A 24,133-nucleotide genomic window follows, 5' to 3' on the forward strand; every position below is an offset into this window, starting at 1 on the left:
GCAGGGAGGCCGCTCATGATCGGCCTTGAAGTGCTTTACGGCTTTGGCGGCCTTTGCGCCGTCCTGCTGCTGGCTTACCTGGTTTACGCGCTGATCTGCGCCGAGGAGTTTTGATGAGCAGCGCTTCATGGGGCCTGCTGGCTCTTTACCTGGGCGTTTTGCTGCTGGCGTCCTGGCCGCTCGGCATCTGGCTGGCGCGCATCAGTTCGGGCCGGCTTCCAGGCTGGATGCAGCGGCTGGAAGCGCCGCTCTACCGACTGGCGGGCACCTCCGCCGACAAGGCTATGAACTGGTGGCAGTACGCGCTGGCCTTGCTGGCGTTCAATGCCGTGGGCCTGCTGGCGGTCTATGCGCTGCAGCGTTTTCAGGCCGTGCTGCCGCTCAATCCTGCGGGCATGGCGGCCATTTCGCCCGACTCGGCCTTCAACACCGCCATCAGCTTTGTCGCCAACACCAACTGGCAAGGCTATGGCGGCGAGTCCACCATGAGCTACCTGACGCAGATGCTGGCGCTGGCGGTGCAGAACTTTTTATCCGCCGCCACCGGCATCGCGGTGGTGTTTGCGCTGTTTCGCGGCTTTGCTGCGCGCGCCACCGGGGCCACCGGGGCCATCGGCAACTTCTGGGTCGATGTGACGCGCATCACCGCCTGGCTGCTGGTGCCGCTGTCGCTGGTGTTCGCGCTGCTGCTGGCGGGCAATGGCGTGATCCAGAATTTCGACGCCTACAAGGACGTGGGCACGCTGGAAACGACGAGTTATCAGCAGCCGAAAAACGGCCCCGACGGCCAGCCGCTGAAAGACGCTCAGGGCGCTGCGGTCATGGAGGACGCCAGGACCAGCAAGCAGACGCTGGCCATGGGTCCCGTGGCCTCGCAGGAAGCCATCAAGATGCTCGGCACCAACGGCGGCGGGTTTTTCAACGCCAATTCCGCCCACCCGTACGAAAACCCGAATGCGGTCACCAATTTCTTCCAGATGCTGGCGATCTTTTTGATTCCCGCCGCGCTGTGCTTTGCCTTTGGCCGCGAAGTCGGCGACCTGCGCCAGGGCTGGGCCGTGCTGGCGGCGATGACGGTGCTGTTTGTCATTGCCGTGGCCGCCATTATCCCGGCCGAGCAGGCAGGCAATCCGCTGTTGACGCCCCTGGGCGTGGACCAGTTGGCCAGCGCCCTGCAGGTGGGCGGCAACATGGAAGGCAAGGAAACGCGCTTTGGCATCAACGCCTCCGCTTTGTTTGCCGTCATCACCACGGCGGCGTCGTGCGGCGCCGTCAATGCCATGCACGACTCCTTCACGCCGCTGGGCGGCATGGTGCCGATGGTGATGATGCAGCTGGGCGAGGTGGTGTTCGGCGGCACCGGAACGGGCCTCTACGGCATGCTGGTGTTTGCCATCCTGGCAGTGTTCATCTCGGGCCTGATGATTGGCCGCACGCCGGAATACCTGGGCAAGAAGATCGAGGCGCATGAGATGAAGCTGACGTCCATCGCCATCCTGGTTACGCCGATCCTGGTGCTGGCCGGCACCGCCATCGCCGTGCTGGCGGATGCGGGCCGGGCGGGCGTGGCCAATCCCGGCGCGCACGGATTCTCGGAAATCCTGTACGCCTTGACCTCGGCCGCCAACAACAACGGCAGCGCCTTTGCCGGCCTGTCGGCCAACACGCCGTTCTACAACACCTTGCTGGGGCTGGCGATGTGGCTGGGCCGCTTCGGCGTGATCGTGCCGGTGCTGGCGATTGCCGGCAGCCTGGCCGCCAAGAAGCGACTGCCCGTCACGGCTGGCACCATGCCGACGCATGGCCCGCTGTTCGTGACCCTGCTGATCGGCACGGTGCTGCTGGTGGGGCTGCTCAATTACGTGCCAGCGCTGGCGCTGGGCCCGGTGGTCGAGCACCTGATGCTGTGGCCCGGTCAATAAACCGCAAGGTATTACAACCATGACAACTCAAAAACCTTTCGTCCTGCTTGATCCGGCGCTGCTCAAGCCCGCCATTGCAGCGTCCTTCGCCAAGCTGAGCCCGCGCGTGCAGTGGCGCAACCCGGTGATGTTTGTCGTCTACATCGGCAGCATTTTGACGACCCTGCTCGGCCTGCAGGCCTTGCAGGCCCCCGGCGAAGCGCCGGCCGGCTTTATCTTTGCCGTCGCCCTGTGGCTGTGGTTCACCGTGCTGTTCGCCAATTTTGCCGAGGCGCTGGCCGAAGGCCGCAGCAAGGCGCAGGCGGCTTCGCTGCGCAGCCTTAAAAAGAGCACCTGGGCTAAGAAGCTAAAGGCGCCTGTACACGGCGCGACCTGGCTGCCAGAAGAGGCTGAAAACCTGCGCAAGGGCGATGTGGTCTTGATCGAGGCCGGCGACATGGTGCCGCTCGATGGCGAGGTCATCGAGGGCGTGGCCTCGGTCGATGAGAGCGCCATCACCGGCGAATCGGCGCCGGTGGTGCGCGAGTCGGGCGGCGATTTTTCATCGGTCACCGGCGGCACGCGGGTCCTGTCCGACTGGCTGGTAGTGCGCATCACAGTCAACCCGGGCGAGTCCTTCCTGGACCGCATGATCAGCATGGTCGAGGGCGCCAAGCGCGCCAAGACGCCCAATGAAATCGCGCTGACCATCCTGCTGGTGGCGCTGACCATCGTGTTCTTGATCGTCACCGTCACGCTGCTGCCGTTTTCAATCTTCAGCGTGGCCGCGTCTGGCGCGGGCTCGGTGGTCAGCATCACCGCGCTGATTGCGCTGCTGGTCTGCCTGATTCCCACGACCATCGGCGGGCTGCTGTCGGCCGTCGGCGTGGCCGGCATGAGCCGCATGATGCAGGCCAATGTGATCGCCACCTCGGGCCGGGCGGTCGAGGCGGCCGGCGACGTGGATGTGCTGCTGCTCGACAAGACCGGCACCATCACCCACGGCAACCGCCAGGCGTCAAGCTTTTTGCCAGCGCCCGGCGTGACCGAAGTCCAGCTCGCCGTCTGCGCCATGCAGGCGTCGATGGCCGACGAAACGCCCGAAGGCCGCAGCATCGTCACGCTGGCGCAGCGCGCGGGCGCCGCCGAGCCGCTGGTCGGTGAAATTTCCGAAGTTCCCTTCACGGCGCAAACCCGCATGAGCGGCATGGACGTGCAAAAACCCGATGGCAGCGTTCGCCAGCTGCGCAAGGGCGCGGTCGATGCGATTCGCAAGCACGTCGAGTCGCTGGGCGGCAGCGTGCCGGCGGAAGTCACACGCGCTTCCGAGGAAGTCTCGCGCCGGGGCAGCACGCCGCTGGCGGTCAGCGATGGCGCGAATGTGCTGGGCGTGGTGGAGCTGAAAGACATCGTCAAGGCCGGCATCAAGGAGCGCTTTGGCGAGCTGCGCCGCATGGGCATCAAGACGGTGATGATCACCGGCGACAACCGGCTGACGGCGGCGGCCATTGCGGCGGAGGCCGGCGTCGATGACTTCCTGGCCGAGGCCACGCCCGAGGACAAGCTCAAGCTGATCCGTCAGTACCAGGCCGAGGGCAGGCTGGTGGCCATGACCGGTGACGGCACCAACGACGCCCCGGCGCTGGCGCAGGCCGACGTGGCGGTGGCGATGAACAGCGGCACGCAGGCGGCCAAGGAAGCGGGCAACATGGTTGACCTGGACTCGAACCCGACCAAGCTGCTGGAAATCGTCGAGACCGGCAAGGCGCTGTTGATGACGCGCGGCTCGCTGACGACTTTTTCGATTGCCAACGACGTGGCCAAGTATTTCGCCATCATTCCGGCGATTTTCGTCACCACCTATCCGCAGCTCGCCGCGCTCAATGTCATGCGCCTGGGCAGCCCGTCGTCGGCGATCCTGTCGGCGGTGATCTTCAACGCGCTGATCATCATGTTCCTGATCCCGCTGGCGCTCAAGGGCGTGAAGTACCGCGCCGTGGGCGCGGCCGCGCTGCTGCGGCGCAACCTGCTGATCTACGGGCTGGGCGGGCTGGTCGTTCCCTTCATCGGCATCAAGGCGATTGACCTGCTGCTGGTCGCGCTGAATCTGGCTTGAGTTTCAAAGGAACCCATCATGAACAACATACTTCGTCCCGCGCTCGTCCTGTTCCTCGCGCTCACGCTGCTGACCGGCGTGGCTTACCCGCTGGCCGTGACTGGCGCGGCGCAGCTGCTGTTTCCGGCACAGGCCGGCGGCAGCCTGATCCTGCGTGATGGCAAGCCGGTCGGCTCTGCGCTGATTGGCCAGAACTTCACCGACCCCGGCCATTTCTGGGGCCGGCCTTCGGCCACCGGCACCATGCCCTACAACGCCTCGGCGTCCGGCGGCTCCAACAAGGGGTCGCTGAATCCGGCGCTGCTTGACGCGGTCAAGGGACGCATCGACGCCTTGCGCGCCGCCGATCCGGGCAACGCCGGCACCATTCCGGTCGATCTGGTCACTGCGTCGGCGAGCGGGCTCGACCCGCACATCAGCCCGGCCGCTGCCCGCTACCAAGCCGCGCGCGTCGCCCGGGTGCGCAATCTGCCGCTGGAAAAGGTGCAGCAACTGGTTGCGCAGGAAACCGAAGCGCCGCTGTTCGGCCTGCTGGGCGAGTCGCGCGTGCATGTGCTCAGGCTCAACTTGGCGCTCGATGCGCTCAAGCCTGTCCATGCGCCCGGCTGATTGCCGTAAGCTGAAGGCATGAACATTCCCGCCGGCCAGCGCCCCGACCCAGACGAGCTGCTGCAGCGGCTGCAGCAGCAGGAAGCGCAGGGGGCGCGCGGCCGGCTGCGCATCTATTTCGGCGCCAGCGCGGGCGTCGGCAAGACCTTTGCCATGCTCAGCGCCGCCCAGCGCGAGCGCAAGGACGGCCGCGACATCGTGGTCGGGGTGATCGAGACCCACGGCCGCAGCGAAACCGCCGAACTGCTCGCCGGGCTGGAGCAGCTGCCGCTGCGCGAGGTCGCCTACCGGGGCCGAACGCTCAGGGAATTTGACCTGGACGCCGCGCTGGCGCGCAAGCCGGACGTAGCGCTGGTCGATGAGCTGGCGCACAGCAATGTGGAAGGCTCGCGCCACCCCAAGCGCTGGCAGGACGTGCAGGAGCTACTTAGCGCCGGCATCGATGTCTGGTCGGCCATCAACGTGCAGCATCTGGAAAGCCTCAACGGCACGGTGGGCGCCATCACCGGCATCCGCGTCAATGAAACCGTGCCCGACACCGTGCTGGACGCGGCCGACGAAATCATTCTGGTCGATGTCACGCCCGACGAGCTGACGGCACGGCTCAAGGCCGGCAAGGTCTACCTGCCGCAGCAGGCCGAGCGCGCGGCGCAAAACTTTTTCCGCAAGGGCAACCTGATCGCGCTGCGCGAGATTGCCCTGCGCCGAACCGCCGAGCATGTCGAGGACGATGTGCGCAGCTACCGGGTCGAGAAATCGATTGCCCCGGTCTGGAACACCGAAGGCGCGTTGCTGGCCTGCATCGGCCCGCGCGAAGGCGCCGAGCAGACCGTGCGCACGGCAGCGCGGCTGGCCGGCCAGCTCAATGTTCGCTGGCATGCGGTTTATGTCGAAACCCCGCGCCTGCAGCGGCTCGGGGAGGCTGAACGCGACCGGATTCTGGCCGTCATCAAGCTGGCCGGCGAGCTGGGCGCCGCCACCGCCGTGCTGGCCGCCAGCGATGAGGCGACCGAACTGGTGGCGCAGGCGCAAGTGCTCAACTGCGCCACGCTGGTGCTCGGGCGGCCCGCGCTGCCGGGCTGGCGTACGCTGTGGAGCGGGCGCAGCATGACGCGCCAGCTGGCCCGGCTGGCGCCCGCGCTGGACATCGTGGAAGTGGCTGATGCCCGCAGCAGCCGGCGACTGGCCCCGGCCGTGCCGCGCAGCGATGAAGACGCGGCTGCCGCCTGGCACGGCAGCCTGCCGCGCTATGCCTGGGCGCTGACCAGCAGCGTGGCCATCACCGTGCTGGCCACGCCGCTGCTCAATGTTTTCGATCTGGCCAACATCGTCATGCTGTTTTTGCTGGGTACGGTGCTGGTGGCGCTGAAATTCGGGCGCGGCCCGGCGGCGCTGGCGGCTTTCCTCAATGTCGCCGCGTTTGATTTTTTCTTCGTCGCGCCGCGCCTGTCGCTGGCGGTCAGCGACGTGCAGTACCTGGTGACGTTCGCCGTCATGCTGGTGGTCGGGCTGCTGACCGGCCAGCTCACGGCGGGCCTGCGTTTTCAGGCGCGCATCTCAAGCAGCCGCGAGCGCCGCGCGCAGTCGCTGTTCGAGCTGACGCGCGATTTGTCGGCGGCCTTGCTGCATTCGCAGGTGGCCGAGCTGGGCGAAGCGGCGGTGCAGCGCGACTTCGGCGGGCAGGCGCTGGTGCTGATCACCGATGCCCGGGACCAGCTGGTGCTGCCCGAGCACGCGCCACCCGGCTTTGACGCCAGCGTGGCCGACTGGGCGTTTCGCCATTCGCAGGCCGCCGGGCTGGCCACCTCAACGCTGTCGGCCCAGCCCTGGCATTACCTGCCGCTCAAGGCGCCCATGCGGGTGCGCGGCGTGCTGGCGCTGCAGCCCGCCAGGCCGCGCTGGCTCTTGATTCCCGAGCAGTTGCAGCAGCTCGACACGCTGGCGCGGCAAATCGCCATTGCGCTGGAACGCGTGCATTACGTGGACATTGCCCAGCAGGCGGTGGTTGACATGGAGTCGGAGCGCTTGCGCAACACGCTGCTGGCAGCGATTTCGCACGATCTGCGCACGCCGCTGACGGCGCTGATCGGGCTGGCCGAATCGCTGCAGCGCTCGCAGCCGCCGCTGCAGCCGCAGCAGGTCGGCATGGCGCAGGCGATGACGCAGCAGGCGCGCCAGCTCAATGCGCTGGTGAGCAACCTGCTCGACATGGCGCGACTGCAAAACGGCGGCGTTAACCTGCATGCCGAATGGCAGTCGGTCGAGGAGGTCGTGGGTTCGGCGATTCGCGCCGCCCAGCCCGCGCTCAATGGCCGGGCGGTGCGTGCCGATGTGCCGCGGGACTTGCCGCTGGTCGAGTTTGACGCGGTGCTGATGGAGCGCGTGCTGGTGAACCTGCTGGAAAACGCCGCCAAGTACGGCGCGCCGCCGTTTAAAATCCATGCCCGCGTGACGCAGGGCAGCCTGGTGCTGAGCGTGCGCGACCACGGGACTGGCCTGCCGCCCGCGCTGCGCGGCCGCGAGGCCGAACTGTTCGAGAAATTCACCCGGGGCCAGAGCGAGTCCGCCACGCCGGGCGTCGGGCTGGGGCTGGCCATCTGCAAGGCCATCGTGGACGCGCATCGGGGTGCCATCGTGGCTGGCAATGCCCAGGGCGGCGGGGCGGAGTTCACCGTCACGCTGCCGCGCAGTTCGCCGCCCGAGCCGGCGCCGGAATAAACTCTGCCGATGTCCACCCCCGTTGTTGTCATCATCGAAGACGAGCCGCAAATCCGCCGTTTTGTCCGCAGCGCGCTCGAAGTCGAGGGCTGGCAGGTGTTCGAGGCCGACACGTCTAAAAAAGGCCTGAGCGAAGCGGGCACCCGCAAGCCCGATTTGCTGGTGCTCGACCTGGGCTTGCCCGATGGCGACGGCCTGGACCTGATCCGCGACGTGCGTGGCTGGTCGGGGGTTCCCATCATCGTGCTGTCGGCGCGCAGCGGCGAAGCCGACAAGATTGCCGCGCTCGACGCCGGCGCCGACGATTATTTGACCAAGCCTTTCGGCACCGGCGAACTGCTGGCCCGGGTGCGCGCCAACCTGCGCCGGCCGCGCGCCGCCGCCGGCGCGCTTGAAGAGGAAGCCGACCCGGTGTTCCGCTTCGGCGAAGTCGAAGTGGACCGGCAAGCGCGATGGGTGCGCCGTTCTGGCGCTGAAGTGCACCTGACCCCCATCGAATACCGCCTGCTGGGCGTGCTGATGGCCAACGCCGGCCGGGTGCTGACGCAGCGCCAGCTGCTGCGCGAGGTGTGGGGGCCGTCGCACGCCGGGCAAAGCCACTATTTGCGCATCTACATGAGCCACCTGCGGCAAAAGCTCGAAGCCGACCCGGCCCAGCCGCAGCACCTGCTGACCGAAACCGCCGTCGGTTACCGGCTGGTCACCTGAAATTCAAGTAAAACAGGCCGTTTGCGCTTGTTCAGCAAGCAAAAACTGCTATTGATTCAGGAGCTGATTGCGGCGGGCCGGAGAGTTACCCTGCATCCACTGGCGTGCCCGCCCGTCTTGCGGCCAATGCCTGCTTCAATTCCCGCTCCACCCGCCGCTTCTGGCTGGATGCCAGTTGCGTCGCCACCTCGACCCGCTGCGGGCTGCAGCACAGCCACAGGCGGTCCTTGCGCGCGCCGCCCCGCTCCAAGTGCGCCCAGGCCGGGTTCATGCGGTAGTGCGCGGTGTTCATGCCGCGCACGACCTCGATGGCCAGTTCGCCTTCGGGGCCGAAGCTGATCTGTTCGCCATCGGCCGCATGCACCATGTAAAAAAGGTACAGCGCCCCGGCCACCGTGATCTCCAGCAGGCACCACAGCGGAATCATCCACACGCCGTGCCAGCCAAAAAACAGGGCGATGGTGATGCTGAACGCCACCAGCGCCGCATAGCTCAGCAGCAACTGGCCAGGCGTCAGCGCGCAGCGGCGCTTGAGTTTCCAGCAGAACGCGTTTTCACTGGCGTCCGCGGCGGGCTGTAAGCCGTCCGGTGTCGATGGGAAGGTGTTCATGGCTTGAGACGATGAGGAGAACGGCAAGGCCGAACGCGTGCGACGCCGGCAGTCGCCTGGACAAAAAACAAAATATACCCGTGCCAGCCCAAAAGCCCATGCCGGTCCTGCCAACGACCCTATCGGCACCGGCAAGCCACGCCGGCCATCGGCGTCAGCGCAGCCGTCCTAAAATACCCAGTCCATGTCCGATCAAAATTTCCCCAAACCTCCTGCCTCCGGTGCGGTGCGAATTCGCGCCACGCCGGCCGCTGACGGCGCGCCCGCGCCGACCGTCCGCCTGAATAAACGCATGGCCGACCTTGGCCTGTGCTCGCGCCGCGAGGCCGACGACTGGATTGCCCGGGGCTGGGTGCGCGTCAACGGCCTGCCCGCCGTCATGGGCCAGCCGGTGGCCGGCAATGCGCGCATCGACGTCGCCCGCGAAGCCGAGCAGCAGCAGCGCCAGCAGGTCACCATCCTGATCAACAAGCCGGTCGGCTACGTCAGCGGCCAAGCCGAGGACGGGCACGAGCCCGCCGTGGCGCTGGTGCAGCCCGAAAACCGCTGGCGCGAATGCAACAGCCGCATGCGCTGGGGTTTTGAGCAACTGCGCGGCCTGGCGCCGGCCGGCCGGTTAGACATCGACTCGATCGGCCTGCTGGTGCTGACGCAGGACGGCCGCGTGGCCCGCCAGCTCATCGGCGAAGACTCGGAGATGGAAAAGGAATACCTGGTGCGCGTGAGCTACGGGCCTGAAAACGTCAATGTGCAGGCGGCGTTTCCCGCTGAACGGCTGGCGATGCTGTGCCACGGGCTGAGCCTGGACGGCCAGCCATTGCGCCCGGCGCAGGTCAGCTGGCAAAACCCCGAGCAGCTGCGCTTTGTGCTGAAAGAAGGCAAGAAGCGCCAGATCCGCCGCATGTGCGAGCAGGTCGGGCTGTTTGTCACCGGCCTCAAGCGGGTGCGCATCGGCCGCGTCAACCTGGGCCATCTGCCGATCGGCCAGTGGCGCTACCTGGCGCCGCACGAGCAGTTCTGAACGGATTTTTTAAGTAAAACCAGCGTTTTGCGCAGGCAGGGTGGGCGTATACAGCTATTTAATCCATAGCAGTATGCGGTCAGACGCAGGGCACTGGCGCAAGCAGCCCAAACTCCGCACAATCGGCGCATGTCCACCGCTCCAGCCGCCGAAAAGGCCACCCCCCGTTTTCCGCCCCTGCCTGGCTACCTGCACCTGTCCGACATTCAGGGGCTGGCGCAACTTGCCACGCAAGGCACGCTGGGCGTGACCGGACTGGCCGAGAACGTGCAGGGCAGCGCATACAAGGCGGTGGCCTCTTTTTTTGGTCCGCACGGGGAAAAATTCATCGATGGCACGCCGGGCCGCAGCGGCATCAAGGCGAATGGCATCACCGGCCTGGTGTATGGCGGCCTTAACGGCATCACGCGGCTGGCCGGCGGCACGGTCAATGCCGTGCTCTCAGGCCTGGTGCCGCTGGTGGGCGAAAAGCCTTCGTCGCGGCGGCGCGAAGCGATGCTCGCCGCGCTCAACGGCGTGCTTGGCGACCATTTGCAGGGCAGCGCCAATCCGCTGGCCATCCGCATGCGCCTGCGCCACGAAGGCCAGGCGCTGGTGATTGAAAAATCCGCGCTGGCGCAGCGCCTGCCCGGGGCCACCGGCAAGGTGCTGGTGCTGCTGCACGGCCTGTGCATGAACGACCTGCAGTGGCGCACGCACAGCGCTGCGGACGCGCTGCATCCGGCGCATGACCACGGCCTGCTGCTGGCCAACCAGCTCGGCTACACCCCGGTGTACCTGCACTTCAACAGCGGCCTGCATATTTCGGCCAATGGCGCGCAGCTGGCCGAACTGCTGGAGCAGCTGCTCGCCGCCTGGCCGCAGCCGGTTGAGGAACTGGCGCTGCTGGCGCACAGCATGGGCGGCCTGCTGGCGCGCAGCGCGTTTTATCAGGCCACGCAGGCGAACCACGCGTGGCCAGCGCGGCTCAGGCGGCTGGTGTTCCTGGGCACGCCGCACCATGGCGCGCCGCTGGAGCGCGTCGGCCACTGGGTCGATAGGCTGCTGGGCCGGCAGGCGGTGACCCGGCCGTTTGCCAGCATCGGGAAAATCCGCAGCGCCGGCATCACCGACCTGCGCCACGGCAATGTGCTGGCGGCCGACTGGCAGCACGCCGGCCGCTTTGACAGCGCGGCCGATGCCCGCACGGTGCTGCCGCTGCCGGCTGGCGTGGCCTGCTACGCCGTGGCCGCCACCACCGTGTCACACGACGCCGGGCCGCTGAAGTCCGTGCGGCATGCGCTGAGCCACCAGTTCGTGGGCGACGGTCTGGTGCCGCTGCGCAGCGCACTCGGCCAGCACGAATCGCCCGAACGCTGCCTGGCGTTTGCGCCGCAAAACCAGTGGATCGCGCAGGGCATGAGCCATCTCGAACTGCTGAGCCGGCCCGAGGTGACGCGGCAACTGGTGGAGTGGCTGGGCACGGCGGCTTCGCCCTGAAGCGCTGGTGCCCATTCAGGTTGCTATTTAAAAAATAGCTGCAGATGCCCGCTGGTATTGCGCAATCGGCCTATTTTTCATAAAAAACGGCGCTTCCAGCGTTCCGGCTGCGGCAGCTGGCCGGCGCAGGGTTGAAAATGGCGCGCTGCGGGCGCATCTGATACCTTGCATTTTTCTTATTTTTCTTCCTCCATACTTATGCAAAAACAAACCCTTTCCTTCCAGGCCGAAGTCGCACAGCTGCTCAAGCTCGTCACCCATTCGCTGTATTCCAACCCCGACATTTTTCTGCGGGAGCTAGTCTCCAATGCCTCGGACGCCTGCGACAAGCTGCGTTTTGAAGCGCTGAACGATGCCGGCCTGTACGAAAACGACAGCGAACTGAAGGTGCGCGTGAGCTTCGACGCTAGCGCCAAGACCCTGACCATCGCCGACAACGGCATCGGCATGTCGCAGCAGGAAGCGATTGACCACCTTGGCACCATCGCCAAGAGCGGCACGCGCGATTTTGTGTCCAAGCTGTCGGGCGACCAGAAAAACGACTCGCAGCTGATCGGCCAGTTCGGCGTCGGTTTTTACTCGGGCTTCATCGTCGCCGACAAGATCACGGTGGAAAGCCGCCGCGCCGGTCTGGCGGCCGCCCACGGCGTGCGCTGGGTCAGCGACGGCACGGGCGAGTTCGAGGTCAGCGAGATTGAGCGCGCCGAACGCGGCACCAGCGTCACGCTGCACTTGAAGGACGAGTCCAGCGACTACCTGAACGCCTGGAAGCTGAAAAGCATCATCAACAAGTATTCCGACCACATCTCGCTGCCCATTGTGATGGCCAAGGAAGAATGGAAAGAGGGCGAGAACGACCAGCCCGGCGCCATGGTCGCCACCGGCGAATGGGAAACCGTGAACCAGGCCGCAGCCCTCTGGACACGCGCCAAGAAAGACATCACGCCCGAGCACTACGCCGAGTTCTACAAGCAGATCAGCTACGACAGCGAAGACCCGCTGGCCACCACGCACAACCGCGTGGAAGGCTCGACCGAATACACCCAGCTGCTGTTCATCCCGTCCAAGGCGCCAATGGACATGTTCAACCGTGACAAGGCCGCCGGCGTCAAGCTGTATGTCAAGCGCGTCTTCATCATGGACGACGCGCAGGCGCTGCTGCCGAGCTATCTTCGTTTCGTCAAGGGCGTGGTCGATTCGTCTGACCTGCCGCTGAACGTGTCGCGCGAACTGCTGCAGGAAAGCCGCGCCGTCAAGGCCATCCGCGAAGGCAACACGCGCCGCGTGCTGTCGATGGTCGAGGACCTGGCGAACAACGAGCCGGAAAAATTCAAGACCTTCTACGCCGAATTCGGCGCGGTGCTCAAGGAAGGCCTGGGCGAGGATTTCACCAACCGCGAACGCCTGGCCAAGCTGCTGCGCTTCGCCAGCTCGACCACCGACACCACCAGTGTGAGCTTTGCCGACTACAAGGCGCGCATGAAGGACGGTCAGGACGCGATCTACTACATCACCGCCGACACGCTGGCCGCCGCCAAGAACAGCCCGCAACTCGAAATCTTCCGCAAGAAAGGCATCGAGGTGCTGCTGATGGCCGACCGCGTGGACGAGTGGGCGCTGAACTACCTGAACGAGTTCGACGGCACGCCGCTGCAGTCGGTCGCCAAGGGTGCGGTCGATCTGGGCAAGCTGCAGGACGAGGACGAGAAAAAAGCCGCCGAGGAAGCGCAGACGCAATTCAAGCCGATCCTGGACAAGCTCAAGGAAGCGCTCAAGGACAAGGCCTCCGACGTTCGCGCCACCTCGCGCCTGGTCGATTCACCGGCTTGTCTGGTGGTGCAGGACGGCGACATGTCCACGCAGCTGGCGCGCATGCTCAAGCAGGCCGGCCAGGCCGTGCCGGAAAGCAAGCCGATCCTGGAAGTCAACGCCCAGCACCCGCTGGTGAGAAAACTCGAAGCGAGCAGCGAATCGGCCAGTTTCGACGACCTGGCCAACATCTTGTTCGACCAGGCGCTGCTGGCCGAAGGCGGCATGCCGGCCGACCCGGCGGCTTATGTGCGCCGGGTGAATGCTCTGCTGGTGTAAGGCGCGTAACGCCGTAACGCCCGCAGGCTGACCGGAACGGATCGCCTGCCGAAAGTCCCGCCGGTACTGCCTGCGGGACTTTTTTTGTTTGCAGGATGAAGGCGTGCCACCGGCCATCGGCTTCTTCGCATTGAGGGCATGGAGCCGGTCCTTCTGCAGCGGCCGATAATGGGCGATGAACATGAAGCACTGCCTGTCCTCAATTTTTCGCCGCGCGGCCCTCGTGCTGTGGCTGAGCTGCGGCACCGCCATGGCGGCGCAGGGGCTGCCGTGGTTTGACGGCGACAGGCCCGGCGCCCAGGCGCGTGAGGCGGTGGCCGTGCTGGCCGCTGCCGCCAGCCACGGCCTGGCGCCGCAGGACTACAGCGCCGCCGCGCTGGGACGGGCGATTGCCGGGGCTGCCCAGGGTTCGCCGCTTGACGCCGCCGCCATGGCGCGCCTGGAGCAGGCGCTGACCACGGCCATGGAGCGCTACCTGGCCGACGTGCACTCGGGCCGCGTCGATCCGCAAAAGATTCACCACAACTTCAGCCCGCTAGAGCGCGAGCCGTTTGATGCTGCTGCCCACCTGCAGGCCGCGCTGGCGGCCGGACGGCTCAAAGATGCGGCGCTAGAAGCCGCGCCACGCCTGCCGATCTACGCCAGCCTGCGCGAGGCGCTGGCCGCCCACCGCGCGCGCATCGACCATGCGGCCTGGCGCGAGCCGCTGCCGCCGCTGCCGGGTGGCAAGGCGGCCAAGCTGGCGCCGGGGCAGGCCTATGCGGGGCTGGCCGCGCTGGCCGAGCGGCTGGCTGATCTGGGCGACCTGCCGCCCGGCCTGGCGCTGCCGGCGCGCTACGACGAGCCGCTGGTCGGGGCGGTCAAGGCCTTTCAGCAGCGCCACGGCCTGGCCGCCGACGGCGCGCTTGGCAAGGCCACGCTGGCGCAGCTGCAGGTGACGCCCGCTGCCCGCGCGCGCCAGATCGAACTGGCCTTGGAGCGGCTGCGCTGGACGCCCTTGATGCAGGGTCCGCGCATGATCGTCGTGAACATTCCCGAGTTCGTGCTGCGCGCCTACGAAGTGCAGGACGGCCGCATCCAGGTGCAGGAGGAAATGAAGATCGTCGTCGGCAAGGCGCTGGACACGCGCACGCCGCTGTTCGACGAGGACATGCGCTTCATCGAGTTCAGCCCGTACTGGAACGTGCCGCCGTCCATCGCCCGCGCCGAAACCGTTCCCCGGCTGCGGCGCGACCCGGGTTATCTGGCGCGGCAGGAGATGGAGTTCGTATCAAACGGCGGCCGCGTGGACCGGACGGTATCGGCCGACCTGCTGGACGCCGTGCTGGCCGGTAAGGCGCGCATCCGCCAGCGGCCGGGGCCGAAAAACGCGCTGGGCGACATCAAGTTCGTGTTCCCGAACCGCGACAACATCTACCTGCACCACACGCCGGCCACCGACTTGTTCCAGCGCGACCGGCGCGATTTCAGCCACGGCTGCATCCGTGTCGAGCATCCGGTGGAACTGGCCAAATTCGTTCTGAAGAACATGCCGGACTGGTCCGACGAGCGCATAAGCACGGCGATGAGCCGGGGCCAGTCGGCCACGCTCAAGCTGCCCGAGCCGGTGCCGGTGCTGATTGCCTACGGCACCGCGCTGGTCAAGGACGGCCGCACCTTTTTCTTTGACGACCTCTACGGGCTGGACCGGCTGCTCGACGCTGCCCTGCGCCAGCATTCGCAAACGCTGCCAACCCTCTACGGAGACGCCCCATGACCCATCCCAAGACCCCGGCCCGCCGGCACTTTCTGCGCCAGACGGCTAGATTTGCCGCCGCTGCCCTGCCGGCGCTGGCCGCGCCTGCCGCCTGGGCCTCGGTGCCCGATGCGCGCGGCCTGGCGCTGGTGCACACGCATACCCACGAGAAGATCGACCTGGTGTATGCCAGCGGCGAGCGTTATGTGCCGCAGGCGCTGGGCTGGCTCAACCGCTTCCTGCGCGACCACTACACCGGCGACATCGGCGTGATCGACCCGCAGGTGTTCGACCTGCTGTACCGGGTGCAGCAGGCGCTGGGCAGCAAGGGCGCGTTCGAGGTGATCTCGGGCTACCGCTGCCCGGCCACCAACAGCCGCCTGCGCCAGACGCGCAGCGGCGGCGTGGCGACCAAAAGCCTGCACATGGAAGGCCGTGCGATTGACATTCGCCTGCCCGGCGTGCCGCTGGCCGACCTGCACCAGGCGGCCTTGTCGCTGAATGCGGGCGGCGTGGGTTTTTACCCGCGCGACCAGTTCGTGCATCTGGACACCGGCCGCGTGCGCAACTGGTGATTCCATTTCAAGCCGGCAGGTCGTTGCCTTGCCTTGGCCGTCACAGTACTGCCTGCGGCTTCGCGCTCAAGGCAGCTCCGGTTTGACCAGCAAACGGTTTTTTGGCATCAAATGGGCTGCTTGCGCACTACTGGTGTGTGCAAGCAGCTATTGATTAAGTAGCAAAAGCTGCCATGCGCCTTGCGCGCTTTGGGTGATGCCCCAGGCCGGCGCTCAGGGCGGCTTGCCGCCCAGGTAGGGGAAGGGGTTGACCGGCTCGCCTTTCCACCACTGCTTTTCCGGACCGAGCCGGAAAATGGCGAAATGCAGATGCGGCGCGTCTACCCTGGCATTGCCGGTCGCGCCCACGTAGCCGATCACGCTGCCGCGCCGCACATTCTGGCCCTCGGCCAGCCCGTCGGCATAGCGCTCCAGGTGCGCGTAGTAATAGGCGAATCGCCCGCTCGGGTCGAACTGGTACACCGTGATGCCGCCGGGCTGGCTCAAAAACAGCTTGACGATGCGGCCGTCGTCCACCGCCAGCACCGGCGTGCCGGCGGGCGCCAGGATGTCGATGGCTTCATGGCCGCGCTGGCCGCCGTCCCGGCCATCGCCAAAGGTGTCGCGCAGCGCGCTGGCGGTAATTCCCTGCACCGGCAGCAGCAGGGCGGGCGGCCCGGCCGGTGGGGCGGTGGCGGCCGCAGCCGAAGCGCCCGCAGGGGCAGCGGCAAACGCGCTGCCAGCCCAGGCCAGGCAAAACAGCGTGGCCATGCGCCGGCCCACCCGATGCTCAAGCATGGACATCCACCGCAAACCCGACCTTGGCCGCCTGCGCCAGTCGCAGCACATCCCAGTTGGTCAGGTGGATGCAGCCGTTGGATTCGGCCGAGCCGACGCGCGCCGGCTCGGATGTGCCGTGGATGCCCCCGTGCGGCTTACTCAGCCCCAGCCAGTACACGCCGACCGGGTTGTTCGGCCCGGCGGCAATGTTGGCGGTGAGTGTGTACTCGCTGAGCACCGGCGCAGGCGCATCGCCGGCCAGGTCTTTCCAGGTGGCGCCGTCGATCTCTCCCGGAGAAAACCAGGCATGGGCGAGCAGGACCTGCGCGCGCAGTACGGCATCGCCGCGCGCGCCCTGGGCCAGCGCCGGCATGCCGGTGTCTGCGTTGACACGCTCCATCAGCGCGAGGCCTGGCAGGGCGCTGGCCTGCTGGCGGTGCTGCGAAACCATCGAGGGAAAGGCCGCTGTGGCGGCGCCTGCGGCCAGCCAGGCCAGCAGCGGCCGGCGCGAAACCGGGACGGGGGAGGGCATCGAGGCTCCAGTAGAGGAAAGTGTTGCCATGCTAGGGTCGCCGGCAGCTCGACCGTTTCAGCAAACGCCGTGTTGCCGGGTCGCTGTAAACCGCCTTCAGGCGACCAGCGGCGGCGCCTGCATGGCCTCGGTCTGTTCAATCAGCATGTCCACCTGGCCTTTCCAGTAGTCGCTGGAGCCGAACCACGGAAAGTTGATCGGGAAGATCGGGTCATGCCAGCGCTGCGCCAGCCAGGCGCTGTAATGCACCAGGCGCAGCGTGCGCAGCGGCTCGATCAGCCTGAGTTCGCGCCGGTCGAACGCGCCGAACTCGTCATAGCCATCGACCAGCGCGCCGAGCTGGCGCAGCTGCTGGGGCCGGTCGCCCGACAGCAGCATCCACAAGTCCTGCACCGCCGGGCCGCTCCTGGCATCGTCGAGATCGACAAAATGCGGCCCGGCCAGCGGCAATCCTTCGGGCGTCCACAAAATGTTGCCGGGGTGGCAGTCGCCGTGTAGGCGCAACTGGCGCGCATGGGGAACACTGTCAAACACGCCTTGGGCGACGGTCATGGCTTCTTCAAAAGCCTTGAGCCAGCGCGATTCCATGTCCAGCGGCAGGTAGCCGCCCGCCAGCAGGACATCGCGCGACGCATGGCCAAACGTCTGCAGGTTCAGCGCGGGGCGGTGCACGAAAGGCCGGGCGCTGCCGACGGTGTGGATGCGCGCCAGGAAACGGCCTATCCATTCCAGCACGTCCAGGTTGTCCAGCTCAGGCCGGCGGCCGCCCCGGCTGGGCGATACGCTGAAGCTGAAGCCCTTGAAATGGTTCAGCGTCGTGCCGTTCAGTTCGAGCGCGCCGACCACGGGAATCTCGGCGGCCATCAGCTCGGCGGCAAACGCGTGCTCTTCCAGGATCTGCTCATCGGTCCAGCGGTCGGGCCGGTAGAACTTGACCACCACGATGTCGCCTGCCAGTTCCGCGCTGCCGACCGGGCTTTCCAGGTGCACCTGGTACACCCGGTTTTCATAGCTGGACAGCGCCATCAGGCGGCCGTCGCCCAGCAGTCCGACGCTGGCCAGCGCGTCCAGCACCACGTCGGGCGTCAGGTGTTCGTAGACATGGATGTCGTGGCGCGCCGCAGCCGCCTTGTTGTATTGGGTCATGCTTGATTGTCGCGCCACCGGGGGCCGGGCTTCAAGGGCGGCAGGCGCAAAAAAGCCCGCTGGCTGCCAAACCGGCGGGCCCTGGGCGCGGTCTGGGCCAGCGCGCTTATTTCAGCGTCAGCGTCACATCGATGTTGCCGCGCGTGGCGTTGGAGTACGGGCAGACCTGGTGGGCGGCGTCGATCAGGTCCTGCGCTGCGGCAGCTTCCATGCCGGGCAGGGAAATGTCCAGGCGAACGGCGATGCCATAACCATTGGGAATCTTGCCCAGGTCCACGCTGGCGTCGATGCTGGTGTCGGCCGGCAGGGTGATTTTTTTCATGCCAGCCACGGCCTTCAGCGCGCCGATGAAGCAGGCCGAGTAACCGGCGGCAAACAGCTGCTCGGGGTTGGTGCCGTTGCCGGTGGTGCCGGGCGAGCTCAGGGTCACGTTCAGGCGGCCGTCGCTGGATTGGGCCTGGCCGTCACGGCCGCCGGTGGTGTGGGTCTGGGCGGTGTAGAGCACCTGGTCAAGTTTCGTGGTCATGCGAAATTTCCTGTGGAAAAGCCTTGGGTCAAGGCAGGGTTGAGAAAACAAAAATCAAAGCCGAAAATCATGCAACGCCGCCGTGCACCAGCCGCTGGCGCAGGGCCTGCACTTGGCGCGTCAGCGCCACCAGTTCGGACACCGGGCACTGCGCGGCATTCAAAATGCAGCCCGGAATGCTGGCGGCCCGGGCTTTCACTTCGCGGCCGGCAGCAGTCAGCGCAATGTGAACGCGCCGCTCGTCGTGTGCGTCGCGCTGGCGCGTCACCAGGCCGGAGGACTCCATGCGCTTGAGCAGCGGCGTGAGCGTTCCCGAGTTCAGCAGCAAGCGCTCGCCGAGTTCGGACACCGACAAGCCGTCCTGCTCCCAGAGCACCAGCATCACCAAATACTGCGGATAGGTCATGCCCAGCGCCCCCAGCAGCGGCTGGTACAGCCGTGTCATGGCCAGCGACGCCGAATACAGCGCAAAGCACAACTGGTTGTCCAGCCGCAGCATCGCGTCAGAGGTTGCGCCTGGCGGTGTCAGGTCAGGGGCCGGATCGGGCATTTCATGGGGCATGCCAAAATTATTGCACGCAATTAAATTGTGTGCAATTTAATTGTTGGAGTGGCCATGCAAGGTCATGCACTTCCCGGGCGGGGCATCGAAAAGCACAGGACTAAACTTGCCAGCCATGCAAGACAACAGCCCACCCCTTAGCGACAAGTCCCTCGGCAAGCCCTCCCGCAAGGCTGCGGCCATCGCGCACGCCGGCAAGCCCGCCCAAGTCATTGAAGAACTCCGCCCCGGCCAGTCAATCGAATTGCTGCAGGAACTGCACATCCTGACCCGCGAAGGCAAGCTCAACCAGGACACGCGGCGCAAGCTCAAGCAGGTCTACCACCTGTACCAGTTCATCGAGCCGCTGCTTAATGAAGTGTCGGCTGGCGGCCACGGCTTCACGCTGGCCGACCACGGCGCCGGCAAGTCCTACCTGGGCTTCATCCTGTACGACCTGTTCTTCAACGTGGCGCACCGGGGCGAGCCGGTCAGCGGCCATGTCTACGGCATTGAAACCCGCGCCGAGCTGGTCGAGAAATCGCGCCTGCTGGCCGCGCGGCTGGGTTTTGCGAACATGTCCTTCCTGAATTTGTCGGTGCAGGAAGCTACGCTGTCCAGCGCACTGCCGCCCCGGGTGGACATCGTGACCGCCCTGCATGCCTGCGACACCGCCACCGACGACGCGATAGCCTTTGGCCTGGCCCGGCAGGCGCGCCACATGGTGCTGGTGCCGTGTTGCCAGGCCGAGGTGGCCGGCGTGCTGAAGAAGTCACGCGCCTTGAACCTGGCGAAGTCCCCGCTGGCCGAACTCTGGCGCCATCCGCTGCACACCCGCGAATTCGGCAGCCAGATCACCAACGTGCTGCGCTGCCTGCAGCTCGAAGCCAATGGCTATCAGGTCACGGTGACCGAACTGGTGGGCTGGGAGCATTCGATGAAGAACGAACTGATTTTGGCCAGCCGCCCGTCAACACCCAGCCCGGCCAAAACCAGCGCCGCGCAAACGCGCCTGCAGCAGGTGCTGGCCGAACTGGGCCTGGGCGAACTGACGGCGCGGTTCGCGGTGCCCGCCGGGTAGGGCAACGATTCAGCGCAATCGGCCGATAGGTAATTGCGCTCTTGAACCCAAGGCGCTCCTGCCGTAGCGTATGGAGATCCGTCCTCTTGCAAACCCCGCTTTCCTCAAGGAGACTTTCATGCGCTCAAGTCTGAAATTCGCGGTTCTGGCCGCCACCGCCCTCCTGGCTGCCTGCGCGCCGACGCCCCGGACGCCGCAAAATGCCATGAGTTTTTTTGTCACCAGCGCCAATCCGGGCCAGGGCGCTGATTTTGGCGGCTTGGCCGGCGCCGACGCCTATTGCCAGAAGCTGGCGGCATCGAGCAATGCCGGTGGCAGGAACTGGCGCGCCTACCTCAGCGCCGCGCCCAGCGCTTCCAGCCCGGCCGTCCATGCGCGCGACCGCATCGGCCGTGGCCCGTGGCAAAACGCCCGGGGCGTGGTGGTGGCCACCAGCGTCGAGGACCTGCACGGCCCGGCCAACAAGCTGAACAAGCAAAGCTCACTGACCGAAAAGGGCGCGATCGTCAGCGGCCGGGGCGATGCGGTCAACATGCACGACATCCTGACCGGCTCCACCCCGGACGGCCGGCTGGCCACTTCGGCCAGCGACACGACCTGCGGCAACTGGACCCAAAGCGGCGAAGGATCGGCCATCGTCGGCCACCACGACCGCGACGGCATTAACCCCGATCCGGTCGCGAACGTTTCGTGGAACTCGTCGCACGGCACGCGCGGCTGCGGCATGGAGGCGCTCAAGTCCACCGGCGGCGCGGGGCTGATGTACTGTTTCGCCGCAAACTAAAAAAGTTTCTGGTGGCCAGCCGGCGAGCCAGAACGCATGTTTTTCAGGGTGAAAACAAGGTTTCACCATCAAATAGGCTTGTAGCGCAAGACTGCTAAGTGCGAGCAGCTATGAATTTAGTAGCGATAAGCTGTCAGGCACGTTGAGCGCCGTGATGCAAGTGCACGGTGATGCCGCGCTAATTCCCGGGTGTGTGCCCGAACAAGTCCGGATCCAGCACCAGTTCGCGCAGCGGCTGAAGCCGCTTTTCCGACTCGTCAGCCTGCCCGCGCCACTGGGCCGCTTCTTCGAGCGCACCCGAGCCTTGCGCAAGCTCTTCCATCTGGTGCAGCAGCATCACCCGCTCCTCGACCGCGCGCAAGGTCGCCCACAGGCTGTTGTCGATGGCTTCGTTGATCTCGGCCAGCAGGGTCTTGAGCGAAAACGCATGGCCGGTGTGGCAGCGAAAGCGAACGATCGGGCCTTGCTCGATCTGCACCAGCACGCCGTGGCAGTCGGGGCAGGTGTATTTTGAAACCTTGCCCAGCTGCATGACCCCGGCCTTGAGCGCATTGCCTTCCATGGCGATGTGGTTTTCCAGTGCCAGCAGCGTGCTGGCCGTTTGCAGCACCTCGGGCGCGGCGGTGCCAACCAGTTCGCCGACCTTGGCGGCCAAGGCTTCTACTGTGCCGACAAGATCGACCTGCACATGCGCAATCGCGCTTTGCGGCATGGACGGCTGCATGGCCTCGTCAGGGGCCTGCACCAGCGTCACGCCCTGGTGATCCTTGACGGCCCAGAGCCCGGCCGTGCCGTCGTCCAGCGCGCCGCTCAGGATCACGCCGATGACGCGCGAGCCGAAGGCCGTGGCGGCCGAGCGAAACAGCACATCGATGGACGGCCGGGACCGGCCTTCTTTCGGACCCCGGCTGAGCCGGATGCCTTGCGCCGTGGCCAAGAGGTGACGGTCGGCCGAGGCGACATACACATGCCCGTTGCGCAGCGGTTCCCCATCCTTGGCAATGTCGACAGCAAGCTGCGTCGTATGGCCCAGCACCCGGTCCAGCTGGCTTGGCATGTCCGCCGGAATGTGCAGGACCACCAGGAAAGCAGCTTCCAGATCGGCGGGCAAGGCATGAAAAAAGCCCCGTAGCGCTTCAACCCCGCCGGCCGAGGCGCCGACGACCACGATGTCGCGTTTTGGCAAGTCTGCGGGTGATGTCATCACGCCAGTCTACGGCAATGCGGCCTGGATGCCTAGCCGGGTGCGGGAGACACGCAAGAGAAGGTCCTGCGTGTGAATGTAGTGTTTGCTACATAAAATATAGCTGTCAGCACCCGCCCATAATGCGTAAAAGCCTTTTTTGATTAAACAATTTAATTCTGGAACCGCCTGCGCGTCAGCGCCAGCGCTAGCCAGAACGCCACGACGCCGTACACCACCAGCACGGCCAGGTGGCGCAGGCCGTGATTCGGCCACTGGCCCATGAACAGCGGGCGGATCAGCTCGACGGCGGCGGTCAGCGGCAGCCAGTCCGAGATCGTCCGCATCACGCCGGGCAGCTGGTCGCGTGGGAAAAACACGCCGCTCAGAAACATCGTCGGCGTCAGGAACAGCGAGAAGTAATAGGTGAAAAAGTCGTAGCCCTTGGCCAGCGCATTGAAAATCAGCGCGATGCTGGCAAACACGATGCCGACCAGCCCCAGCAGCGGCAGCACCAAAATCAGCATCGGGGTGTGGGTGATGCCCAGCGCCAGCATCACGCCCAGAATCACCGCGCTGGTGAACAGCGACTTGAAGGCCGCCCACAGCATCTCGGCGAACACCACGTCGTCCAGCCGCACCGGCGCGTTCATGATGCCGTCCCAGGTGCGCTGCACGTTCATGCGCGAAAACGCCGAATACAGCGCCTCGAAACTGGCCGCATTCATCGCGCTCATGCAGATCGAACCGCTGGCCAAAAACAGGATGTAGGGCACGGCGCTGCCGTTCAGTTGCACCTGCCCGATCAGCGCGCCCAGCCCATAGCCGAAGGCGACCAGCGTGATCAGCGGCTCGGCGATGTTGCCGACCAGGCTGGGCACGGCCAGCTTGCGCCAGACCAGCAGGTTGCGCCGGAACACCGGCCACCAGCGCCAGCTGATCTGCGGCGGCCGCAGCAGGGCCGGCTGGGGGGCTGGCGCAGGCGCCGGCTGGGTGGTCGGTGTGGAGGTGGTGGCCTCGGTCATCATGCGGCCTCGCGGATCTGGCGTCCGGTGAGTTTGAGGAACAGGTCTTCGAGGTTGGCCGGGCGGTGCAGCGTTCGCAGCTCGGGGTAATCGCTCAAGGCGGCCAGCAGGCCCTTGGCTTCGCGGGTGTAGAAAAACACGGTTTCGCCGCTGACCTCGACCCGTGCGGCCAATGACTTGAGCGGCGAGTCCATCAGCGCCAGCGCCCCGGCGCCGTACACCTCGACCACGTCGGGCTCCAGGTTGCTGGCAATCAAATCGCGAGGCATGCCTTCGGTCATCTTCTTGCCGTGGTCGAGCACCAAGAGGCGGTTGCACAGGCGTTCGGCCTCGTCCATGAAGTGCGTCGTCAGCAAAATCGACTTGCCCTGCTGCACCAGCCGCTGCAGCCGCTCCCACATCAGGTGCCGCGCTTGCGGGTCCAGGCCGGTGGTTGGCTCATCGAGCAGCAGCAGCTGCGGGTCATTGACCAGCGCGCGCGCCAGGCTCAAGCGGCGCTTCATGCCGCCCGACAGTTCGCTGAGCTTGGCGTCGGCCTTGTGGGTGAGGGCGGCGAATTCCAGCAGTTTCGGGATGCGTTCCTTGATCACCGCGTCCTTCATGCCGAAATAGCGGCCGAACACCAGCAGGTTTTCAGCGCACGAGAAATCCGGGTCCAGGCTGTCGAACTGGCTGACGATGCCCAGTTGCGCCTTGATCGCCAGCGCGTCCTGCGGCATGGCCAGGCTGGCGGTCTGGCCGCCCGGAAAGTAGCGGATGCTGCCCGAATCGGGGCTGGTCAAGCCCAGGCACATGCGGATGGTGGTGGTCTTGCCGGCGCCGTTCGGGCCGATGACGCCCAGGCATTCGCCCGGCGCGATGGAAAAAGACAACTGGTTGACCACCAGGTTGCCGCCGTAGCGCTTGCTCAGGTCAAGGACTTCAAAAAGGGGCTGGGTCATGCGGCCTATTGTGCCTATCGGGTGTGGCGCCTGCATGGGTTCGATGCGTGTCCCA

Annotated in this window: 23 protein-coding genes; 13 read left to right on the forward strand and 10 right to left on the reverse strand. The window is 66.0% G+C overall.

Annotated features, from left to right (window positions below):
• The first annotated feature begins 15 nt into the window (after positions 1-15).
• The 6 genes from kdpF to kdpE are packed head-to-tail and all read left to right on the forward strand — an operon-like array spanning position 16 to position 8,052.
• The gene (gene kdpF / locus ACP7AD_RS15155) at positions 16-114 is read left to right on the forward strand and encodes a K(+)-transporting ATPase subunit F (RefSeq protein ID WP_426148581.1); all 99 of its coding nucleotides are present in this window, start codon (positions 16-18) and stop codon (positions 112-114) included.
• Positions 114-1,922: a potassium-transporting ATPase subunit KdpA gene (gene kdpA / locus ACP7AD_RS15160; RefSeq protein ID WP_426148582.1), complete on the forward strand. Its 1,809-nt coding sequence runs from the start codon at positions 114-116 to the stop codon at positions 1,920-1,922. Before kdpF ends, kdpA begins: the two co-directional genes overlap by 1 nt.
• A gap of 19 nt (positions 1,923-1,941) precedes the next feature.
• Positions 1,942-4,017, forward strand: a complete 2,076-nt coding sequence (kdpB, locus tag ACP7AD_RS15165) for a potassium-transporting ATPase subunit KdpB (protein WP_426148583.1) — start codon at positions 1,942-1,944, stop codon at positions 4,015-4,017.
• 18 nt (positions 4,018-4,035) lie between these two features.
• The gene (gene kdpC / locus ACP7AD_RS15170) at positions 4,036-4,626 is read left to right on the forward strand and encodes a potassium-transporting ATPase subunit KdpC (protein ID WP_426148584.1); all 591 of its coding nucleotides are present in this window, start codon (positions 4,036-4,038) and stop codon (positions 4,624-4,626) included.
• A gap of 18 nt (positions 4,627-4,644) precedes the next feature.
• Positions 4,645-7,344: a DUF4118 domain-containing protein gene (locus ACP7AD_RS15175; RefSeq protein WP_426148585.1), complete on the forward strand. Its 2,700-nt coding sequence runs from the start codon at positions 4,645-4,647 to the stop codon at positions 7,342-7,344.
• Positions 7,345-7,353: 9 nt separating this feature from the next.
• On the forward strand, positions 7,354-8,052 hold the full coding sequence (kdpE, locus tag ACP7AD_RS15180) for a two-component system response regulator KdpE (protein ID WP_426148586.1): 699 nt from the start codon (positions 7,354-7,356) through the stop codon (positions 8,050-8,052).
• A gap of 85 nt (positions 8,053-8,137) precedes the next feature.
• Here kdpE and ACP7AD_RS15185 read toward each other — a convergent pair whose 3' ends face one another.
• A complete protein-coding gene (locus ACP7AD_RS15185) occupies positions 8,138-8,662 on the reverse strand; it encodes a DUF2244 domain-containing protein (RefSeq protein WP_426148587.1) in 525 nt (174 codons plus the stop codon).
• Between the two features lie 184 nt (positions 8,663-8,846).
• Here ACP7AD_RS15185 and ACP7AD_RS15190 point away from each other — a divergent pair, with 184 nt between their 5' ends.
• Both ACP7AD_RS15190 and ACP7AD_RS15195 read left to right on the forward strand, forming a co-directional pair.
• Positions 8,847-9,683, forward strand: a complete 837-nt coding sequence (locus ACP7AD_RS15190; RefSeq protein ID WP_426148588.1) for a pseudouridine synthase — start codon at positions 8,847-8,849, stop codon at positions 9,681-9,683.
• Positions 9,684-9,812: 129 nt separating this feature from the next.
• Positions 9,813-11,162 (forward strand): esterase/lipase family protein, encoded by a 1,350-nt coding sequence (locus ACP7AD_RS15195; protein ID WP_426148589.1) that lies wholly within the window; start codon positions 9,813-9,815, stop codon positions 11,160-11,162.
• A gap of 27 nt (positions 11,163-11,189) precedes the next feature.
• Here ACP7AD_RS15195 and ACP7AD_RS15200 read toward each other — a convergent pair whose 3' ends face one another.
• The gene (locus ACP7AD_RS15200; protein ID WP_426148590.1) at positions 11,190-11,372 is read right to left on the reverse strand and encodes a hypothetical protein; all 183 of its coding nucleotides are present in this window, start codon (positions 11,370-11,372) and stop codon (positions 11,190-11,192) included.
• Between ACP7AD_RS15200 and htpG the strand changes: the two genes are divergently transcribed.
• The 3 genes from htpG to ACP7AD_RS15215 all read left to right on the forward strand — a co-directional run bounded on the left by htpG (position 11,361) and on the right by ACP7AD_RS15215 (position 15,560).
• Positions 11,361-13,250: a molecular chaperone HtpG gene (gene htpG, locus ACP7AD_RS15205; RefSeq protein ID WP_426148591.1), complete on the forward strand. Its 1,890-nt coding sequence runs from the start codon at positions 11,361-11,363 to the stop codon at positions 13,248-13,250. The two genes, ACP7AD_RS15200 and htpG, sit on opposite strands and share 12 nt — an antisense overlap.
• Positions 13,251-13,431: 181 nt before the next feature.
• Entirely contained in the window at positions 13,432-15,006 is a 1,575-nt protein-coding gene (locus tag ACP7AD_RS15210) for a L,D-transpeptidase family protein (protein ID WP_426148592.1), read from the forward strand.
• On the forward strand, positions 15,003-15,560 hold the full coding sequence (locus tag ACP7AD_RS15215; protein ID WP_426148593.1) for a YcbK family protein: 558 nt from the start codon (positions 15,003-15,005) through the stop codon (positions 15,558-15,560). Before ACP7AD_RS15210 ends, ACP7AD_RS15215 begins: the two co-directional genes overlap by 4 nt.
• A gap of 213 nt (positions 15,561-15,773) precedes the next feature.
• Here the strand turns inward: ACP7AD_RS15215 and ACP7AD_RS15220 are convergent, their stop codons facing one another.
• The 5 genes from ACP7AD_RS15220 to ACP7AD_RS15240 all read right to left on the reverse strand — a co-directional run bounded on the left by ACP7AD_RS15220 (position 15,774) and on the right by ACP7AD_RS15240 (position 19,085).
• On the reverse strand, positions 15,774-16,337 hold the full coding sequence (locus ACP7AD_RS15220; RefSeq protein WP_426148594.1) for a M23 family metallopeptidase: 564 nt from the start codon (positions 16,335-16,337) through the stop codon (positions 15,774-15,776).
• Positions 16,330-16,851: a L,D-transpeptidase gene (locus tag ACP7AD_RS15225; protein WP_426148595.1), complete on the reverse strand. Its 522-nt coding sequence runs from the start codon at positions 16,849-16,851 to the stop codon at positions 16,330-16,332. The genes ACP7AD_RS15220 and ACP7AD_RS15225 overlap by 8 nt, the downstream gene beginning before the upstream one ends.
• A 96-nt stretch (positions 16,852-16,947) precedes the next feature.
• On the reverse strand, positions 16,948-17,997 hold the full coding sequence (locus ACP7AD_RS15230; RefSeq protein ID WP_426148596.1) for a serine/threonine protein kinase: 1,050 nt from the start codon (positions 17,995-17,997) through the stop codon (positions 16,948-16,950).
• Positions 17,998-18,103: 106 nt separating this feature from the next.
• Positions 18,104-18,523, reverse strand: a complete 420-nt coding sequence (locus tag ACP7AD_RS15235) for an organic hydroperoxide resistance protein (protein WP_426148597.1) — start codon at positions 18,521-18,523, stop codon at positions 18,104-18,106.
• A gap of 67 nt (positions 18,524-18,590) precedes the next feature.
• Complete coding sequence (locus ACP7AD_RS15240; protein ID WP_426148598.1) at positions 18,591-19,085, reverse strand: MarR family winged helix-turn-helix transcriptional regulator; 495 nt, start codon at positions 19,083-19,085, stop codon at positions 18,591-18,593.
• 115 nt (positions 19,086-19,200) lie between these two features.
• On the opposite strand from ACP7AD_RS15240, the gene ACP7AD_RS15245 reads away from it, so the two are divergent.
• Both ACP7AD_RS15245 and ACP7AD_RS15250 read left to right on the forward strand, forming a co-directional pair.
• A complete protein-coding gene (locus tag ACP7AD_RS15245; RefSeq protein ID WP_426148599.1) occupies positions 19,201-20,145 on the forward strand; it encodes a class I SAM-dependent methyltransferase in 945 nt (314 codons plus the stop codon).
• 118 nt (positions 20,146-20,263) lie between these two features.
• Positions 20,264-20,929: a hypothetical protein gene (locus tag ACP7AD_RS15250; RefSeq protein WP_426148600.1), complete on the forward strand. Its 666-nt coding sequence runs from the start codon at positions 20,264-20,266 to the stop codon at positions 20,927-20,929.
• A 178-nt stretch (positions 20,930-21,107) separates the two neighbouring features.
• Here ACP7AD_RS15250 and ACP7AD_RS15255 read toward each other — a convergent pair whose 3' ends face one another.
• The 3 genes from ACP7AD_RS15255 to ACP7AD_RS15265 form a co-directional block, all read right to left on the reverse strand.
• Positions 21,108-22,133 carry a chemotaxis protein CheB gene (locus tag ACP7AD_RS15255; protein WP_426148601.1) on the reverse strand — a complete coding sequence of 342 codons (1,026 nt, stop codon included), beginning with the start codon at positions 22,131-22,133 and terminating at the stop codon, positions 21,108-21,110.
• A gap of 152 nt (positions 22,134-22,285) precedes the next feature.
• Positions 22,286-23,140: an ABC transporter permease gene (locus ACP7AD_RS15260; RefSeq protein ID WP_426148602.1), complete on the reverse strand. Its 855-nt coding sequence runs from the start codon at positions 23,138-23,140 to the stop codon at positions 22,286-22,288.
• Positions 23,137-24,078, reverse strand: coding sequence for an ATP-binding cassette domain-containing protein (locus ACP7AD_RS15265; RefSeq protein WP_426148603.1), 942 nt, complete (start codon positions 24,076-24,078; stop codon positions 23,137-23,139). The genes ACP7AD_RS15260 and ACP7AD_RS15265 overlap by 4 nt, the downstream gene beginning before the upstream one ends.
• Positions 24,079-24,133 lie beyond the last annotated feature (55 nt).

The sequence above is a fragment of the Polaromonas sp. DSP2-3-2b2 genome, assembly GCF_049895905.1.
In the GTDB taxonomy this organism is placed as follows: Bacteria; Pseudomonadota; Gammaproteobacteria; order Burkholderiales; family Burkholderiaceae_C; genus Polaromonas.

What these genes read in the sequence shown, in the direction of transcription:
- kdpF (WP_426148581.1), top strand. Translation starts at nt 16, where the DNA reads ATGATCGGCCTTGAAGTGCTTTACGGCTTTGGCGGCCTTTGCGCCGTC.
- kdpA (WP_426148582.1), top strand. Translation starts at nt 114, where the DNA reads ATGAGCAGCGCTTCATGGGGCCTGCTGGCTCTTTACCTGGGCGTTTTG.
- kdpB (WP_426148583.1), top strand. Translation starts at nt 1,942, where the DNA reads ATGACAACTCAAAAACCTTTCGTCCTGCTTGATCCGGCGCTGCTCAAG.
- kdpC (WP_426148584.1), top strand. Translation starts at nt 4,036, where the DNA reads ATGAACAACATACTTCGTCCCGCGCTCGTCCTGTTCCTCGCGCTCACG.
- ACP7AD_RS15175 (WP_426148585.1), top strand. Translation starts at nt 4,645, where the DNA reads ATGAACATTCCCGCCGGCCAGCGCCCCGACCCAGACGAGCTGCTGCAG.
- kdpE (WP_426148586.1), top strand. Translation starts at nt 7,354, where the DNA reads ATGTCCACCCCCGTTGTTGTCATCATCGAAGACGAGCCGCAAATCCGC.
- ACP7AD_RS15185 (WP_426148587.1), bottom strand. Translation starts at nt 8,662, where the DNA reads ATGAACACCTTCCCATCGACACCGGACGGCTTACAGCCCGCCGCGGAC.
- ACP7AD_RS15190 (WP_426148588.1), top strand. Translation starts at nt 8,847, where the DNA reads ATGTCCGATCAAAATTTCCCCAAACCTCCTGCCTCCGGTGCGGTGCGA.
- ACP7AD_RS15195 (WP_426148589.1), top strand. Translation starts at nt 9,813, where the DNA reads ATGTCCACCGCTCCAGCCGCCGAAAAGGCCACCCCCCGTTTTCCGCCC.
- htpG (WP_426148591.1), top strand. Translation starts at nt 11,361, where the DNA reads ATGCAAAAACAAACCCTTTCCTTCCAGGCCGAAGTCGCACAGCTGCTC.
- ACP7AD_RS15210 (WP_426148592.1), top strand. Translation starts at nt 13,432, where the DNA reads ATGAAGCACTGCCTGTCCTCAATTTTTCGCCGCGCGGCCCTCGTGCTG.
- ACP7AD_RS15215 (WP_426148593.1), top strand. Translation starts at nt 15,003, where the DNA reads ATGACCCATCCCAAGACCCCGGCCCGCCGGCACTTTCTGCGCCAGACG.
- ACP7AD_RS15220 (WP_426148594.1), bottom strand. Translation starts at nt 16,337, where the DNA reads ATGCTTGAGCATCGGGTGGGCCGGCGCATGGCCACGCTGTTTTGCCTG.
- ACP7AD_RS15225 (WP_426148595.1), bottom strand. Translation starts at nt 16,851, where the DNA reads ATGCCCTCCCCCGTCCCGGTTTCGCGCCGGCCGCTGCTGGCCTGGCTG.
- ACP7AD_RS15230 (WP_426148596.1), bottom strand. Translation starts at nt 17,997, where the DNA reads ATGACCCAATACAACAAGGCGGCTGCGGCGCGCCACGACATCCATGTC.
- ACP7AD_RS15235 (WP_426148597.1), bottom strand. Translation starts at nt 18,523, where the DNA reads ATGACCACGAAACTTGACCAGGTGCTCTACACCGCCCAGACCCACACC.
- ACP7AD_RS15240 (WP_426148598.1), bottom strand. Translation starts at nt 19,085, where the DNA reads ATGCCCCATGAAATGCCCGATCCGGCCCCTGACCTGACACCGCCAGGC.
- ACP7AD_RS15245 (WP_426148599.1), top strand. Translation starts at nt 19,201, where the DNA reads ATGCAAGACAACAGCCCACCCCTTAGCGACAAGTCCCTCGGCAAGCCC.
- ACP7AD_RS15250 (WP_426148600.1), top strand. Translation starts at nt 20,264, where the DNA reads ATGCGCTCAAGTCTGAAATTCGCGGTTCTGGCCGCCACCGCCCTCCTG.
- ACP7AD_RS15255 (WP_426148601.1), bottom strand. Translation starts at nt 22,133, where the DNA reads ATGACATCACCCGCAGACTTGCCAAAACGCGACATCGTGGTCGTCGGC.
- ACP7AD_RS15260 (WP_426148602.1), bottom strand. Translation starts at nt 23,140, where the DNA reads ATGATGACCGAGGCCACCACCTCCACACCGACCACCCAGCCGGCGCCT.
- ACP7AD_RS15265 (WP_426148603.1), bottom strand. Translation starts at nt 24,078, where the DNA reads ATGACCCAGCCCCTTTTTGAAGTCCTTGACCTGAGCAAGCGCTACGGC.